General features: G+C 37.4%; 19 protein-coding genes and 1 tRNA gene. 3 read left to right on the top strand and 17 right to left on the bottom strand.

Annotated features, from left to right (window positions below):
* Nucleotides 1-68 precede the first annotated feature (68 nt).
* Nucleotides 69-156 (bottom strand) — tRNA-Ser (locus tag ABXT49_RS04270).
* A gap of 15 nt (nt 157-171) precedes the next feature.
* Entirely contained in the window at nt 172-1812 is a 1641-nt protein-coding gene (gene metG / locus ABXT49_RS04265) for a methionine--tRNA ligase (RefSeq protein ID WP_416653487.1), read from the bottom strand.
* 90 nt (nt 1813-1902) lie between these two features.
* Here metG and apbC point away from each other — a divergent pair, with 90 nt between their 5' ends.
* Entirely contained in the window at nt 1903-2985 is a 1083-nt protein-coding gene (apbC, locus tag ABXT49_RS04260; RefSeq protein WP_416653486.1) for an iron-sulfur cluster carrier protein ApbC, read from the top strand.
* 41 nt (nt 2986-3026) lie between these two features.
* Here the strand turns inward: apbC and ABXT49_RS04255 are convergent, their stop codons facing one another.
* The 14 genes from ABXT49_RS04255 to ABXT49_RS04190 form a co-directional block, all read right to left on the bottom strand.
* Nucleotides 3027-3497, bottom strand: coding sequence for a DUF4396 domain-containing protein (locus ABXT49_RS04255; protein ID WP_416653485.1), 471 nt, complete (start codon nt 3495-3497; stop codon nt 3027-3029).
* Between the two features lie 20 nt (nt 3498-3517).
* Nucleotides 3518-3856: an ISC system 2Fe-2S type ferredoxin gene (fdx, locus tag ABXT49_RS04250; protein WP_416653484.1), complete on the bottom strand. Its 339-nt coding sequence runs from the start codon at nt 3854-3856 to the stop codon at nt 3518-3520.
* A 25-nt stretch (nt 3857-3881) separates the two neighbouring features.
* The gene (gene hscA, locus ABXT49_RS04245; protein ID WP_416653483.1) at nt 3882-5726 is read right to left on the bottom strand and encodes a Fe-S protein assembly chaperone HscA; all 1845 of its coding nucleotides are present in this window, start codon (nt 5724-5726) and stop codon (nt 3882-3884) included.
* Between the two features lie 11 nt (nt 5727-5737).
* Entirely contained in the window at nt 5738-6253 is a 516-nt protein-coding gene (hscB, locus tag ABXT49_RS04240; RefSeq protein ID WP_416653482.1) for a Fe-S protein assembly co-chaperone HscB, read from the bottom strand.
* Nucleotides 6254-6286: 33 nt separating this feature from the next.
* Nucleotides 6287-6610 carry an iron-sulfur cluster assembly protein IscA gene (iscA, locus tag ABXT49_RS04235; protein ID WP_271541741.1) on the bottom strand — a complete coding sequence of 108 codons (324 nt, stop codon included), beginning with the start codon at nt 6608-6610 and terminating at the stop codon, nt 6287-6289.
* 5 nt (nt 6611-6615) lie between these two features.
* Complete coding sequence (gene iscU / locus ABXT49_RS04230) at nt 6616-6996, bottom strand: Fe-S cluster assembly scaffold IscU (RefSeq protein ID WP_271541743.1); 381 nt, start codon at nt 6994-6996, stop codon at nt 6616-6618.
* 71 nt (nt 6997-7067) lie between these two features.
* Nucleotides 7068-8282, bottom strand: coding sequence for an IscS subfamily cysteine desulfurase (locus ABXT49_RS04225; RefSeq protein ID WP_416653481.1), 1215 nt, complete (start codon nt 8280-8282; stop codon nt 7068-7070).
* 19 nt (nt 8283-8301) lie between these two features.
* Complete coding sequence (locus ABXT49_RS04220; RefSeq protein WP_271541747.1) at nt 8302-8730, bottom strand: Rrf2 family transcriptional regulator; 429 nt, start codon at nt 8728-8730, stop codon at nt 8302-8304.
* A gap of 100 nt (nt 8731-8830) precedes the next feature.
* Entirely contained in the window at nt 8831-9502 is a 672-nt protein-coding gene (gene cysE, locus ABXT49_RS04215) for a serine O-acetyltransferase (protein ID WP_416653480.1), read from the bottom strand.
* 74 nt (nt 9503-9576) lie between these two features.
* Complete coding sequence (locus tag ABXT49_RS04210; protein ID WP_416653479.1) at nt 9577-10419, bottom strand: lysophospholipid acyltransferase family protein; 843 nt, start codon at nt 10417-10419, stop codon at nt 9577-9579.
* A gap of 2 nt (nt 10420-10421) precedes the next feature.
* Entirely contained in the window at nt 10422-11798 is a 1377-nt protein-coding gene (locus ABXT49_RS04205; RefSeq protein WP_416653478.1) for a TolC family protein, read from the bottom strand.
* Between the two features lie 118 nt (nt 11799-11916).
* A complete protein-coding gene (locus ABXT49_RS04200; protein WP_416653477.1) occupies nt 11917-12432 on the bottom strand; it encodes a shikimate kinase in 516 nt (171 codons plus the stop codon).
* 18 nt (nt 12433-12450) lie between these two features.
* The gene (locus ABXT49_RS04195) at nt 12451-12639 is read right to left on the bottom strand and encodes a zinc-finger domain-containing protein (RefSeq protein WP_416653475.1); all 189 of its coding nucleotides are present in this window, start codon (nt 12637-12639) and stop codon (nt 12451-12453) included.
* Nucleotides 12630-13559, bottom strand: a complete 930-nt coding sequence (locus ABXT49_RS04190; protein ID WP_416653523.1) for a branched-chain amino acid transaminase — start codon at nt 13557-13559, stop codon at nt 12630-12632. Before ABXT49_RS04190 ends, ABXT49_RS04195 begins: the two co-directional genes overlap by 10 nt.
* Before the next feature lie 156 nt (nt 13560-13715).
* On the opposite strand from ABXT49_RS04190, the gene ABXT49_RS04185 reads away from it, so the two are divergent.
* Both ABXT49_RS04185 and rsgA read left to right on the top strand, forming a co-directional pair.
* Nucleotides 13716-14960, top strand: a complete 1245-nt coding sequence (locus tag ABXT49_RS04185; protein ID WP_416653472.1) for a M48 family metallopeptidase — start codon at nt 13716-13718, stop codon at nt 14958-14960.
* Nucleotides 14961-14975: 15 nt separating this feature from the next.
* Complete coding sequence (gene rsgA / locus ABXT49_RS04180) at nt 14976-15938, top strand: ribosome small subunit-dependent GTPase A (protein ID WP_416653471.1); 963 nt, start codon at nt 14976-14978, stop codon at nt 15936-15938.
* Here the strand turns inward: rsgA and ABXT49_RS04175 are convergent.
* A complete protein-coding gene (locus ABXT49_RS04175; protein ID WP_416653469.1) occupies nt 15922-16581 on the bottom strand; it encodes a class I SAM-dependent methyltransferase in 660 nt (219 codons plus the stop codon). The two genes, rsgA and ABXT49_RS04175, sit on opposite strands and share 17 nt — an antisense overlap.
* Between the last annotated feature and the right edge of the window lie 4 nt (nt 16582-16585).

The following is a 16585-nucleotide window of genomic DNA, read 5'->3' as shown; positions in this document are numbered from 1 at the left end:
TTTTGATTATTGAAAAAATATTAAGGCAAAGTTTTGGCCTCAAAGTAAGATGTACTAAGAACTAAATATGGTGGAGGGAGAGGGATTCGAACCCTCGATACCGTGAGGTATACACGCTTTCCAAGCGGGCGCGATCGACCACTCTGCCACCCCTCCTAAACTTTTGGTATTTTATACTTTAGACGACTCGATCATTGCCTCTAATTGCTCATCTTCAATACGAGTCATAAGCGGTTTAAATTTATTGATGTGATGACTTGTCAGTGGGCTCTTAATGTCTTCCCAGTTCAGTGAGTCAATATTAAGGAACTCCTCTGAACTCTCAGCCATCTCTGGAAGCACGGGCTTAAGATAGGTCATCAAAACCCTGAACAAGTTAATCGCTAGAGACGTTACCTCGTGTACCTCTTGCGCCTTACCCTCTTCTTTCGCAAGTTGCCATGGTTTCTTCTCATCAATGTACTGATTCGCCTTATCCGCAAGCTTCATAATTGAGCGCATGGCATGACCAAAGTTCCTCGCCTCATAATGTGCTGCAATTTCTGGGCCAGCGGCTACAAACTCATTGTAGAGCTCCTGCTCGATGCATGCAGCGGACAACTCTTTATCATACTTCTTAACCACGAACGAAGCGCTTCTTGAGGCGATGTTTACGACCTTACCTACTATGTCTGAATTCACGCGCTGCTTAAAGTCTTCAAGGTTTAAGTCAATGTCATCAATCTTGGCAGATAGCTTATAGGCATAGTAATAACGAAGACACTCTGGATTAAGAGTTTCAAGATAAGTTCTTGCCTGAATAAAGGTTCCGCGCGATTTACTCATCTTCTGACCATTGACCGATAAGAAACCGTGCGCAAAGATTGCGTTCGGCGTTCTAAAGTTAGAGCCCATTAATGTGGCCGGCCAAAATAGCGCATGGAAGTAAACAATATCTTTCCCAATAAAGTGATAAAGCTCAGTGTCAGACCCTTTAGCAAAAAAGTCATCAAACTCAAGGTCACTGTTGTCACACAGCTTTTTAAAGCTCGCCATGTAGCCAATAGGCGCATCAAGCCAAACGTAAAAATATTTATCCTCAGTTCCTGGAATTTGAAAGCCAAAGTAAGGCTTGTCTCTAGAGATATCCCACTGCTGAAGGCCTTGCTCAAACCACTCGGCTAATTTATTGCTGACCTCATCCTGGAGGTGTCCAGCATTAGTCCATTCCTTTAATTGCTGTTCAAACTGAGGAAGGTCAAAGAAGTAGTGCTCAGACTCTTTTTCAATTGGGACTGCGCCCGAGACAACCGACCTAGCATTCTTAAGCTCTGTTGTTGAATAGGTTGCGCCGCATACCTCACAGTTATCACCATACTGATCCTCAGCGCCGCACTTAGGGCATCCACCTTTAATAAAGCGATCTGGCAGAAACATTTCTTTTTCAGGATCATAGGCCTGAGATATAACGCGGGTCTTAATAAAGCCTGAATCTTTAAGGCGAGAATAGATCAGCTCTGAGTAATGACGGTTCTCTTCAGAGTGTGTCGAGTGGAACTGACTGAAGTTAACATTAAAATCTTTAAAGTCTGCCTGGTGACGCTCACTAACCCCAGCAATTAACTCTTCAGGATCAATCCCCATCTCATCTGCCTTGAGCATAATTGGGGTTCCGTGGGCATCGTCCGCGCACACATAATGACACTCATTACCCTGCATTTTTTGAAACCGAACCCAGATATCTGTCTGAATGTATTCAAGCAAGTGCCCTAAATGAATCTCACCGTTAGCATAAGGTAGAGCTGAAGTAACAAGTATTCTTCGTTTGGTCATAATTTGTTATCAATAATCCCAATATTATTAAGGATTCCTAAGATAGTTGTACGATAAAATAGCGCTATTTTACCGACTGAGGTCACCAAATTGACAAATTTAACCGAAGACTCAATACAAAAAATTCTTAGCACTGTTATCGATGTTCATACAGGCTTAGACCTTGTTTCATCTGAGAATGTTAAAAATATATCTATTGACGACGAGATAGTGAACGTTGAATTACTGCTTAAATATCCCGCGATTAACTATCATGAAGACCTTAAAGGTTCAGTCGAAGAAGCGCTCTCAAAGGAAGGCGTTAATTACTCAAACATTTCTATCAAGTCAAAAATAGCGGCTTATGCGGTTCAAGGCGGAGTACCTGCACTTCCAGGAGTTAAAAATATTATTGCTGTTGCCTCAGGCAAGGGCGGTGTTGGAAAGTCAACGACTGCTGTTAATATTGCGCTTTCTCTTCAGTCTGAAGGCGCTAATGTTGCGCTCCTTGATGCGGACATTTATGGCCCCTCTCAGCCGCGCATGCTAGGCGTTAAAGATCTTAGGCCCGAAGAGTCTAAAGAGGGTAATATGAAGCCAGTTCTGGCGCATGGTATTCAGGCAATGTCTATCGGGTTTTTAGTTGAAGAAGCCTCTCCTATGGTATGGCGTGGCCCGATGGTAACTCAGGCTTTAGAGCAGCTTTTAAAGAACACAGAATGGGAAGATGTGGACTACATGATTGTCGACCTCCCGCCAGGAACGGGTGACACACAGCTGACGCTATCTCAAAAAATACCTGTGAGCGGCGCTGTCATTGTTACAACTCCTCAAGACATAGCACTTATCGACGCTCAGAAAGGTTTAGCGATGTTCGAAAAAGTAAATATACCAATATTAGGTATCGTTGAAAACATGTCGATTCATATTTGCTCAAACTGTAATCACGCTGAAGAGATTTTTGGTAATGGCGGCGGTGAGCGAATGGCGGCTACCTCTAACACGAAGTTTCTTGGAGCGCTTCCACTTAAACTAGAAATCAGAACTGATGTTGACGAAGGAACTCCAAGCGTTGCTAAAGATCCAGAGAGTAAAGTCTCAATGATGTATCAGGAAATTGCAAGGAATGTTGCTGCAACATTGTCGCTTCAAAGCGAGTCAATTGGCGCTTTTCCAAAGATTACAATTGAGTAAGAGATTATAAATTAACTAACCTCTCACTTTATTAGGAGAGGTTAGTGACAAGCCTTATTAAACTTCTTTAAGCGCCAGTAATTATAAGGCCAAGGCGCTAAAAAACCGACTAAAAGCATTAAAGGGATCGCAAAATAATTTAGGCCCAAGACGCCGCCTGTAAAAACCAGGTCTGTAAACATCATCGCGACTTCCATCATCAACATTGAAATAAAAGACATCCCAAACGCCGTTTTTAAGGCGTTCGCAAAATCAAAATTTGACCTGATAAGAATGATCGTTTCCAAGATGACACTTGTTATTAGGCCATTAATTAGAGGCAGAGCTGCAAATAAGTACCAAACAGTACTATAAAGAACGAGGTCACTCGTGATACCAGAGTAGCTGAAATAGGCCAATGTTGCAAATTCACCAGTAGCGCAGCCAATGAGGCACCACTTTGTATTATTAGCGCTTTTTGACCACGTATGCTTACAAGCCCAAAAACCGTCATTAATTTTATCTAAAAACATAAGTACCCTCTTTTTAAAGTTTAGTGATTTTCTGAAACCTGATTAATCGTATACCTTGGTATTTCAATAACTAAGTCTTCATCTGAAACAATAGCCTGACAAGATAATCTTGAGTCAGGATCAAGCCCCCAGGCTTTATCAAGAAGATCATCTTCGATTTCATCAGACTCTTCGATTGAGTCAAAACCCTCTCGAACGTAAATATGACATGTTGTGCAGGCGTTAGACATTTCACAGGCATGCTCAATTTCAATACCGTTGTCAAGCAAAGCTCTACAAACACTCGTTCCCGTATTTGTTTCAATAACAATACCCTCAGGGCAAAATTCTTCATTTGGTAGGATAATTAGTTGAGGCATAGTGATAGTTTATAGTTTATAGTTATTAGTTAAATTCATCAATTTTATGACCTTTCATCGCGCTCATTATTGACTTATTCATTCTCATCTCAACAAATTTTGAGCTAACCTTTTCAAGGTCTAAGGTTGCATTTTTTATGAGAGTCACATCATCAGACTCTATTATTGATGATAAATAGTCTCTTGATTGCAGGATATTTTTAAGCATCACTTCATCTAAAAGAATTTTATCAGCCTCTAAAGCTGAATCAATTGCCTCTATTGTCCTCGTTGCGTCAACCTTCTGCTCTTGAAGCTGCCTTAAGATAATATCTTGTTGGGCAAATACAACGGAGTCCTTGAGCATCTTTTCCATATCGGAGTCACTAAGACCAAATGAAGGCTTAATAACTATCTCAGATTTAACGCCAGAAGTTTCCTCCTTAGCTGAAACTGATAGCAAGCCATCTGCGTCCACTTGAAATTCAACTAGAATGCGGGCACGCCCGGCAACCATTGGAGGAATTCCTTTTAATTCGAAACGTCCGAGTGATCTACAATCTTTTGTAAGCTCGCGCTCACCTTGAAATACATGAATGCTCATTCCAGTTTGGCCATCTTTATAGGTCGTAAACTCTTGAGCCCTAGTGATTGGTATTGTGGTATTTCTATGAATCACCTTCTCGACCAATCCGCCCATAGTCTCAAGACCTAAAGAAAGAGGCAGAACGTCTAGCAGCAATACATCGTCTCTACTTTTATTACCAACCAATATATTTGCCTGAATTGCAGCGCCCTTGGCAACAACCTCATCCGGGTTAATAGAGCACAAAACAGGCCTATTAAAGACCTCTCCAACTCGCTCTCTTATTGAGCTCATTCGAGTTGAACCACCAACCATAATAACCTCTTTAACGTCAGATATATTAACGTCAGCATCTCTCAAGGCTCGCTTTGTTAGAAGTAACGTTCTTTTGATGAGAGTCTCACTCATATCATTAAAATGAGATTTTGTAATCTTATAGAGCTCACCTTCAATAGAAAATTCAGCAGTCTCTTTAATTGAAAGCGATTCTTTTGCAGACTTTGAGAATTGTCTAACTGCTTGAATTTGTGAGGCAGTTAAATTAGTTAGGCTTAGTGACTTGATACAATCATCAAAAATTAAGTTATCAAAATCGTCACCGCCCAGACTTGAATCACCGCCCGTTGAAAGGACCTCAAAAACACCTTTAGTGAAATTTAGTATTGATATATCAAAGGTGCCACCACCGAGATCATAAACCGCATGAACACCCTCTTCACCTGACTCCAAGCCGTAGGCAATTGCAGCCGCTGTTGGCTCATTAAGAAGCCTTAAGACATTTATTCCTGCAAGTTTGGCTGAGTCCTTTGTAGATTGTCTTTGTGCATCATTGAAGTATGCAGGGACAGTAATTACCGCACCTTTTAGCTCACCGCCAAGAGCTCCTTCGGCGCGAGTCTTTAAGGTAGAGAGAATTTTTGCTGAAATTTCAATAGCTGAGAGACTGCCAATTGCAGTTTTAAATAAAACGCTACCTTTATGATCTTCAAAATCATAGGGTAAATTTTTAATTTCTTTTGCTTCACTATAACCAATTCCCATAAAACGCTTAATTGATAGAATTGTGTTTGTTGGGTCTTTTATTGCCAAATCAAGTGCTTCATGACCAACAATAAGATCCTTAGAGCCGCAATAAACCACTGATGGAAGGATTGCCCTATCACTTTGATCTAAAACCAGTTTCGTCTCACCGCTCATTACGCTAGCTACTAGTGAGTTGGTTGTACCTAAATCAATACCACAAGCCAAATTATGGTGGTGTGGCGCAGTGGATTGGCCAGGCTCTGAAATTTGTAATAACGCCATAAACTAAGTCCTTAGAGCAGTTCGTCCATTAATTTATTAGCTTCTTTATAGAGCTGATCATAAAACTTGAGTTCTCGTACATTCATTTTAATATCAATGAGGTCACTCTTAAGCTCAAAAGCCTTATAAATTGATTCTGTATTCTCTTCAATATGAAGATCAACTCGCTCCAAAAAGCCCTCTAAGCCAAAGCTATCTCGATCTTCCTCAATTACTTCAAGCTCTTCACGTAAGTCAATCTGAGAGATCAAAAAATCATGATTCATTACTGTATCTCTCTCATCAAATGGATCTAAACCCTGCATCTTAAGCAGATAAGTTGCACGATTTAATGGAGTTTTAAGAGATGTAAATGCTGCATTTAAAAGTGATGTATTCTGAAGCGCCTGAAGTTTTTCAGGCTCACTTTTTGTAGCGTATTTATCCGGGTGAAACCTGGATATTTCTTTTCGATAAGAAGATTTGAGCTGATCATCATCTATAAAGAATGATGTTTCAAGATCAAATAACTCAAAATAATTTTGCATTAGGATTTTACCTTGAGAACTAACGAAAGCGAGTTAAACAGTAAAGGATTCACCACAACCACATTCGGCTTTCGAATTTGGATTGTTAAACTCAAAACCTTCGTTTAGGCCTTCTTTTTGGTAATCAACTTCAGTACCATCTATATAAATTAAGCTTTTAGCATCAACAATAACTTTAACGCCCTTGTCATCAAACAAGGTGTCATCGTCATTAACTGCATCAACAAATTCCATGTTATAGCCAAGGCCAGAACAGCCTGTCGTTTGAACAGAGAGTCTTACGCCGACACCTGTGCCTCGATTAGCTAAGTAATCGCTCATTCTCTCTGCTGCTTTTTCAGTTAACGTTATTGCCATAATTATTAGCTAGCTTTACTCTTTAAATCATTAATGGCTGCTTTTATTGCATCCTCAGCCAGAACTGAACAATGAATCTTTACGGGAGGTAGCTCTAACTCTTCTACTATTTCAGTGTTCTTAATCTGAGCTGCTTCATCCAACGTCTTTCCTTTAACCCACTCTGTTAAAAGAGATGATGAGGCAATTGCTGAGCCACATCCATAGGTTTTGAATTTAGCCTCTTCGATTACACCTTCATCGTTTATTTGAATTTGCAATCTCATTACGTCACCACAAGCAGGAGCTCCAACCATTCCTGTTCCTACATTTGCGGCATCCTTATCTAAAACTCCAACATTACGTGGGTTTTCATAGTGATCCATTACTTTTTTACCATATGCCATAAATTACTCCGAATTTAAGTTTAATTTTACTCTATACCGTTATATTTTATTGATTTAAACGCTTACTCTACTTAATGCGCAGCCCATTCAACCGTACTTAAATCAACCCCATCCTTAAACATATCCCACAGAGGCGATAAATCCCTTAATTTTTGAACTTTTTCACGAACCAGTGTAATTGCATCATCGACATCTTTTTCAGTTGTATATCGACCAACACTGAAACGAATTGAACTGTGTGCCAGTTCATCAGTAAGCCCTAAAGCTCGGAGCACATAAGAAGGCTCTAGGCTTGATGAAGTGCAAGCAGAGCCAGAAGAAACCGCTACATCAGAAATCGCCATCATTAGAGATTCACCTTCAACGTAGTTAAAACTTATATTCAAATTTCCTGAAATTCGTTGGTCTAGGTCACCATTAACAACAACCTCCTCCATGTCAGAAAATCCAGCAAGCAATCTATCACGAAGCTTCTGAACTCTTATACCTTCATCTTTCATTTCAGCTTTAGCAATTGCAAAAGCCTCACCAATACCAACAATTTGATGGGTAGCTAAGGTGCCAGACCTCATTCCGCGCTCATGTCCACCACCATGCATCTGAGCCTCAAGTCTGACTCTTGGCTTACGAGACACATAAAGCGCTCCCATTCCCTTAGGCCCATATATCTTATGGGCTGAAAAGCTCATCAAATCAACCGGAAGTGACTCTAAATCTATCTCTAATTTACCAACCGATTGAGCAGCATCAACATGGAAAAATACCTTATTTTCTCTACAAATATCACCAATAGCCTGTAAATCCTGGATGACACCAATCTCATTATTAACATGCATAATTGAGGCAAGAATTGTATCCTCTCTGATTGTTTTCTTAAAAACATCCATATCTAACAATCCGTTCGGCAATGGATCTAAGTAAGTAACCTCAAAACCCTCTCTTTCAAGTTGGCGGCATGTATCTAGGACAGCCTTGTGTTCAGTTTTTAGGGTAATAATATGCTTACCACGCTTTTCATAAAAGTGTGCAATACCTTTGATTGCTAGATTGTTTGACTCAGTCGCGCCTGAAGTCCAGACAATCTCTCTTGGATCAGCCCCTACTAAATCTGCTACTTGTGAGCGTGCCTCATCGACCGCTTTTTCAGCCTGCCATCCATAAAAATGAGAGCGTGAAGCTGGATTTCCAAAGTCACCTTCCATTGTTAAGAATTTAGCCATTTTTTTAGCAACACGAGCATCTACTGGAGTAGTAGATGAATAGTCCATATAAGTTGGAGTTAGCATTATTTATATTCCTTAATTATTAATGTAATTGTATATCTTGATTAATTTTATAATCATCAATGACCTGTTGAAGATTTCTGGTACTCAGAAACCCTCTTATTTGATCACTTACCTCACACCACAAGTGATGTGACAAACACTGCTTACCCCTTAAACAGTCTTTTGAGCCGTGACAGCGACGTAAATCTATGTTCTCATCAACAGCTTCAATAATTTGTGTAAGAGTAACGTCCACAGCGTTAACATTTAAAAGGTAACCGCCGCCTGGACCTCGAACACTTTTAACCAATGATGCTTTTCTTAGCTTAGCAAAGAGCTGCTCTAAGTAAGAAAGTGAGATATTTTGCCTTTGAGAAATCATATCCAGTGTGACAGGTTTAGCCGACTCATTAGATGCAAGATCAAGCATTGCAGTTACTGCGTATCTTCCTTTAGTAGTTAGTTGCATAACATTGTTAGTTTATTAAAAAATTCAAGGAAATTATACTAGTAACCTACGAAATTAGTCAAGTATTAAATTCACTCAACAATTACTTATTTTCAACAATTTATGAGTCTTCTTTTATGGGCTTAGAATCAACAGGCAGATTGGCTATTTTCTTGTCGATTTCAGCCAAGCGCTCAATAATAGAATCTACAGCCTGAATAGTTGGGTCATTAGAGCGGCCACTTGAGCTTGCAGCGTAAGAATCAAACGTATCGCTCTCGCTAACCTTCTTAACAACGACGCGTCCTGGAATGCCGACTACAGTGTCATTGTCATCAACTGACCTTACTACAACTGAATTTGAGCCAACACGAACGTTAAGACCCAGCGTAATTGGGCCTAGAATTTTTGCACCCGCCCCAATAACTACGCCGTCTTTTAATGTAGGATGGCGCTTCTCTTTATCCCAAGAGGTTCCGCCAAGCGTAACTCCGTGATACATCATGCAGTCATCACCAATCTCAGCAGTTTCACCAATAACAACGCCCATGCCATGGTCAATAAAAAAGCGTCTCCCAATGACAGCGCCAGGATGAATTTCAATGCCAGTAAACCAGCGCGCAAAAGTAGAGATAAAGCGCGCAAGCCAGAAGAGTTTATAACCCCATAAAAAATGGGTTAAGCGATAAATAATTACAGCCTGAACCCCTGAATAACAGGTAAGTATTTCAAATACATTTCTTGCCGCTGGGTCGCGGTCAAATACACTTCTTACATCTTCAAAAATTCTCATAGATAAATTATACCATTATTGATAATGACAAGATTTTTGTGACAATAAAATAACAATTATTTAGATTTAGATAATTAGCCGTATGAATGCGTTGATTTAAATCGCTTATAACTCCACATATACTGCTCTGGTATCTTTCTAATTAAATCTTCAATACAGTGGTTCATGGATGCAACATGGTCTTCTAAAGTATCACCATTTAAATTAAGTTCAACAGGTTCGAGATTTAACTCATAACCCCTTCCCTTAGGAAGCCTTTTAGCCCAACACATTAGAACTTGTAAATCATTCTTTTTTGCAATTTTAGCAAGCAAGGTCATTGTGTTAGCCTCTTTATTAAAAAATGGAGACATAATTCCTCCCTCTAGTCCTGGCTCTTGATCAGGTAACATCCCAATAAGTTCATTATTTTTTAATGCGCGTTGAATCTTTAAAATTCCAGTTTTATCAGCGCTAGCCATGGTCAGATTGCCTTTATTTCTTCGCTTAAATAAATAATCATTTTGTTTTTGACTTTTAAGTGGCTTATACATGAACGTCACTTTTCTTGAATTAGCAAGAACCCTACCTGTTAACTCCCAGCAACCAATATGGGGCACCAATAGAATAGTTTTTTTTGAATTATCCAAATAATGCTCGCCATTAAAATCACAAATATAGTTGGTATTTTTTAAAAAACTTTGATTCCAAATTAAACCAGATTCGGTTAAATTTTTGCCTGTATGAATTAGTGCGTTCTTAACAAGAGAATTTTGGTCTTTGAGGCTGAGCTCAGGAAAGCAAATTTCAACATTTTGGGTTGAAACTTTTTTTGCTTCAGAATCAATAATGTAAAGTAATTTGCCTATTAATGACCCAAATGTATGATTAATCTTCAGAGGCAAAATAGAGCATAAAGATAAAAACAGGCGGATCATCTCTATTTATATAATTGATCGATTGCTGCTGTGTAATCAACAACTATTTTTTGATAAGTTCCTGCTGCTTGAAGATAAGTAAGATTTGCTAGATTAGCATTTCTTTTTGCTGCAATCACAAGTGCCTTTTGACCTCTGGCTTCACCAAATTTAATTTGCTCCTCAATAACCATTTCTTCAGCTAAAGAACCTTGTTCTAAATAAAGAACAACAAGCTCAGACAATAAGTCAACTTGTGCAAGTAAGTAGTTAATTTGATGAATATTTGTAATTTCAGCCTCTTTCTTTTCAGCATCAATATTATTCATACTGATTTCAGTACGTTCAACATCAATTAATTCTTTTCTAGAACCTAATGGATAAGAGATATCAACACCAACATTCCAAGAATAATCTCGATTACCATAACTACCAAAATATTTATCATCCTCACCCAACGAAGATAAACCGAAATTTAAATTAATACTAGGCATAGTTTTATTTTCAAAGGTTACTAACTGTCTTTGAAGTTTCGCCTTTTCAAAGTCAAACTTTTGTATTAGTCTTGAATCTTTAACAAATGATCGGGGGTTAATTTCAATTAAATCATGAACTTCAAACAAATCAAGAACAGCAATCATGTCTGACTCTTTATATTCTATTAGATTAGCAAGTTCCCTTCTCTCAATAATTAACTCTTTACTAGACTGAAGTAGTTGCTGCTTGGCTTTAACATAAGAATCTTTTTGTTGAATTAAGACTGATTTATCAATCAAAGAGTTTTTAAATTTTTCCTCATCTAAGTCAAGTTGCTCTTGGGCTAAATCAAGTGAAATTTTATGATTTTTTACAACTTCTTGTTTAAGCCCTAAATCTATAAACTTATTGAGCTTAGCTGCCAAATATGACTCAGCCTGTTCTTTGAGACTAACTTGCTTTGCCATTAGATCTAAAGAGGCCAGATCAGATGCAAGGCGATCATTTAAGCCATCTTTATTTTGCAGTAAGGGAAGAGTGTAATCAATCGACAAAAGATTTGAATGAGAGGCATTACTGTCTTTATCATTTCGTGTTAAAGAATGCTTTATATTAACCTTAGCTCCTGAGTTGCCTACAGTTCTATTTGCAGATAGTTCATACTTGGTTGAAAATAAGTCATTATATGATCTTGATGATGAGTCCTCACCCTGAGTAAATGTCTCACTAGCACCTGCTTTAATATTCCAATCAGAATAGGTTAAAGATGATTTTTGATTCAGAAGGCTAGTTTTTTCAGATAAAGATAACTGATCAAAATAAGGATGGGATGCCACCAACCTCTCGCTAAATTCATCTAGAGTTATTGAATTTGCATTTAATGACATTAATATAAAAATTGAAAGACTAACTCTCTTTAACATCTTATCCCCTTTTTATTGTTTAGAAACTAAAGCTATTTAAAAAATTACATTTTAGAGTATCAGAAAAATATTTTAGTGAAGTTTTGATGAAGTTTAAGAAAAATCTAAAATGTAAAGTCTACAATGCTTTAATAATTTCATCAATTACTTCGTTAAGTTTTTTTCCATTTGTGTTAACTATAAGGGAAGCAACCTCTTTATATAATGGATCTCGAGCTTTAACAATACCCATAATTGTTTTTCTACGGTTTTTGCTTTTGTCAAGTAAAGGTCTAGTTTTTGATTTTGCAGTCCTTCTAAGAATTTGATCAACCGATGACCAAAGGTAAACTACTGTTCCTGCCTTCTTAATCAATTTACGATTTTCTTCTAGTATTACTGCCCCACCTCCAGTTGCTAAAACAATATTGGGCATATTGCACAACTTTATTAATACATTGGATTCACGAGCTCTAAAACCTATTTCACCTTCGACATCAAAAATATGATCAATGCTTACACCTGTTGTATCGATAATTTCATGGTCCGAATCAAAAAAATCGAGACTTAGATTTTCTGATAAACGTCTTCCAATAGTTGTCTTCCCTGAACCCATTGGGCCAACTAGAATAATATTATTTATTTTTGGTTGCATTTTTCAAGCGAAAAAATTTTATTTATCTAACTGATAATTAGCACCACAATATGGGCATTTTGATTTTCCTTCTTCCGAAAACGAAAGAAATACTTTAGGGTGCATATTCCATGTCTTAACATCTTTTGGTGGGCAATGAAAAGGGATATCATTTTTAGAAACTAAGATAGTGGTGGAGTCAGGATGATTTGGTTTTTTCAAGAACATCTCCCACTCTCAATCCAATGTTTATATTCTTCATTACGCCCATGAACACAATCAAAATATAAAGCTTGAAGTTTCTCTGTTATTAGGCCACGAGATCCTATTCCTATTTGATTTCCATCGAGATCTCTTATTGGCGTAACCTCTGCTGCGGTTCCTGTAAAGAATGCTTCATCAGCCTCATAAATGTCATCACAAGAAATTTTCTTTTCAATGACTTTATAACCTAAAGATTTTGCTAAAGTAAAAATAGTATCTCGAGTTATTCCTGGTAAAGCAGAAGTTAAATGAGGTGTAAAAAGAACCTCATCTTTAATTACAAAAATATTTTCACCACTACCTTCAGAGACAAATCCATCAACATCAAGCATTAAGGCCTCATCAAAGCCATGATCTTGGGCTTCTTTGAGGGCCATCATTGAATTAATATAGTTACCATTCATCTTAGCACCACTCAAAGAGGGATGGGCGTGATGTCTAATATAAGAAGAGGTTCGAATTCGAATGCCTTTTTTCATGTTGTCTTCACCTAAATAAGAGCCCCACTCCCAAGCCGCTATCATTACGTGTACCTTTAAATTATCAGCCCTTAAGCCCATACCTTCCGAGCCGTAAAAACACATAGGCCTAATGTAAGCAGAGTTTAGATTATTTTTTGTAACAACTTCTCTTTGAGCTTTGTTTAAAGCACTCGCATCAAAAGGGATGCTCATTCCAAGAATCTGAGCTGAATTAAATAGTCGTTCAGTATGTTTTTCAAGTTTAAATATTGCAGGTCCATCGGCTGTTTCATAAGCACGAACACCTTCAAAAGCGCCCATTCCATAATGCAGGGTATGGGTTAGAACGTGAACTTTTGCCTCACGCCAATCGACCCAGTCTCCGTCCATCCAGATGAATCCATCTCTGTCTTCCATTGTCATCATAAAAAACCTTAATTTTTAAAAATTAAACTATATATATTTGATATTTATCACGAAATTATACCCAGCAATTTATGAAATTTTCAATATCTAATATATCTTAAATCACTAGGTATAATTACATTTGAAAACTTTCTCTCTTCTAAATTAAAAAAAATGCAATTCAACTTATTTACTTTTATTTTTTTATTCGCAATATCAACGTCTGTTTTATCATTACTTTGGCTTAATTTTAGACAAGATAAAGCAATAAATAACTCCTTTAATGTTGTTCCAGAAGGCTTTAGTAAGTCCATCAAGCTTGAAGATCATCAAAAAGCAGGTAGCTACACCAAAGCTAAGCTTCTTTTAAATCATTTTGAAATCATTTTTTCTACTGTTGTACTTCTTATTTGGACGCTTGGTGGGGCCATGGATTCACTTAATTCATACTGGAGTCAAAGAATTTTAGATCCTGTTTTTATGGGGACAGTTTTTGTTCTAAGCATTATGTTAATTGCAAGCCTTATTGACCTCCCCTTCAGCATCTATCGAACATTTGTTCTTGAACAAAAATTTGGCTTTAATCGAATGACTATTAGAACTTTTGTAGGTGATTTATTTAAAGAAATCTTATTAACTTTAATTTTAATACTTCCATTGATCTATGCAATTTTATTTCTTATGAATATTGAGTCCATTGGGAATTATTGGTGGATTTATGTTTGGTTAATTATTAGTGGATTTTCACTAATAATGATGTGGATTTATCCATCTTATATAGCGCCAATTTTTAATAAATTTAACCTACTAGAAAATGAGAGTCTTAAAAATAGAATTACAAGTTTACTTACTCGAACAGGCTTTGGAAGTGACGGGATTTATGTTATGGATGGATCTAAAAGATCGTCTCATGGAAACGCATACTTCACAGGAATTGGTAAAAATAAAAGAATTGTATTCTTTGATACGCTCCTCAAAGGTATGGAAGATAAAGAAATTGAAGCAATCCTAGCGCATGAACTGGGACACTTTCATCATAAACATACTCAAAAAAGGATGGTTAGCTCTTTTATATTTAGTTTTGCAAGCCTTGCTTTATTAGGTTTCCTAATAAAGCAAACTTGGTTTTATAATGGGCTTGGAGTAACTGAGCCATCATCTCATGCTGCGCTTGTTCTTTTCGCTTTGGCACTACCAGTCTTTAGTTTTTTCATTACGCCTTTCAGTAACCTTGCATCTAGAAAGCATGAGTTTCAAGCAGATGCTTTCGCAGCAAGTCATACGGATGCTAATGATTTAATTTCTTCACTAATTAAACTTTATAAAGAAAATTCATCGTCATTATCTCCAGATAAATACTACTCAGCCTTTCATGATTCACACCCAAGTGCGGTTCTCAGAATTGAGCGCCTACAATAATAAATTGCTCATTTAGTGGCCCTTACACGAAGACAGCAGTGGCGAATTGATAAGGTTCAATCTGAAAAAATTGCCCGTGCAAATAAAGTATCTAACGATGCTGAATTAGATATAGATAATACTGAGCTTGGGCATAAAGGACTAGTTATTACAAGATATGGACAAAGACAGCTTGTTGAGCTCAAAAGTGGAGAAATTTTTCAGTCAGTCAGTCGTCAAAATATTGGATTTTCTGTCGCAGGTGACCAGGTTCTTCTTCAGACAACAAAAGAAGGTGAAGGAATAGTTACAGCAATATTCCCAAGGAAAACAGAATTAAAGAGGCAGGATCGCCTAATAGCCGCCAATATTGATCAGCTTTGGCTTGTTGTTGCTATTGAGCCTCACTATCAATTTGAGCTTATTGATCGTTACCTTGTAATCGCTGAAGACTCCAATCTACCAATTAATATTGTTGTCAACAAAATTGAGCTTTCAAAAAATAGTGACCAACTAGAAAGTGACTTTTTCCATTACAAAGAGCTAGGCTATGGCGTACACTTTTTAAGTGTAAAAAACGAAACGAATTTACAAGAATTTAAAAGGAAGCTTGTCAATAAATCGCATATTTTTCTTGGTCAATCTGGCGTCGGAAAGTCGTCGTTAATTAATTCGCTTATTCCTGATTTAGAACTTAGAGTTAATGAAATTTCGAGCAAGAGTAAGCTTGGAAAGCATACCACGACGAATACAACTATTTACCATATTCCTAGTGGTGGTGACTTAATTGACTCTCCAGGAATACGAGAGTTTCAATTGGATAACCTTTCTGAAAAACAAATAGTTAATGGCTTTAGAGAATTTAAATCACTAGCCGGTGAGTGTAAGTTTAGAAACTGTCATCACATTAATGAGCCTGGATGTGTGGTTAAAGATGCTGTTGAATCAGGAGAAATAAATCCTAATCGTTACGAAAGCTATCTCAATATCCTTCCTTAACTATTTTTTTGAAGAAAACCACCCTTTCAGAGATAAAATAAACCTCAATATTCAAATAGCTCGCTAAGAAACTTAGCGACTTTTTAGTAAAAAAGCCTATATGAGATGGGTCATTCTTGTAATACCATAAGCTAAAGTCAATTTGAGGGGTTAATATTTGCGTCATTACAGCAAGATGACCTTGATTATTAAGGGTTTCAATAAGCCTACTTATCTCTAACATAGGCTCACTCAAATGCTCCACTACCTCGGTAGCGGTAATAAAGTCATACTTTTTCTCAAATACAGAAATATCATTATCATAGAACTTATCATAGAGATCCACAGAGTGACCACACTCTTCAAGCATAAGAGAAAGCGTTGGACCAGGGCCTGAGCCGAAATCAAGGCCATTTGATTTTTGTTGGATCCTTTCTAAAAGGGGCACCAATAGTTGGGATAAGAAGTGTCGATAACGATGATCATTAGGATCATTATTATGGGTATCGTATCTTGATTTTTCCTCAGCATCTGAGAGGTGATACATTTTTGGAACAAAAATAAAATCACAACTTAAACAGCGTAAATATTCGCGAAACTTCTCTTTATAGAATTTAGAGCTATTAGTTGTCTTACAAAGCGGACAAGCAATCTTATTAATCACTTTA

The organism is Candidatus Pseudothioglobus sp. Uisw_086 (genome assembly GCF_048085745.1).
GTDB lineage: Bacteria > Pseudomonadota > Gammaproteobacteria > PS1 > Pseudothioglobaceae > Pseudothioglobus.
Note: the sequence above shows the minus strand (reverse complement) of the source record. Positions and strands in the feature narration are given on the sequence as shown.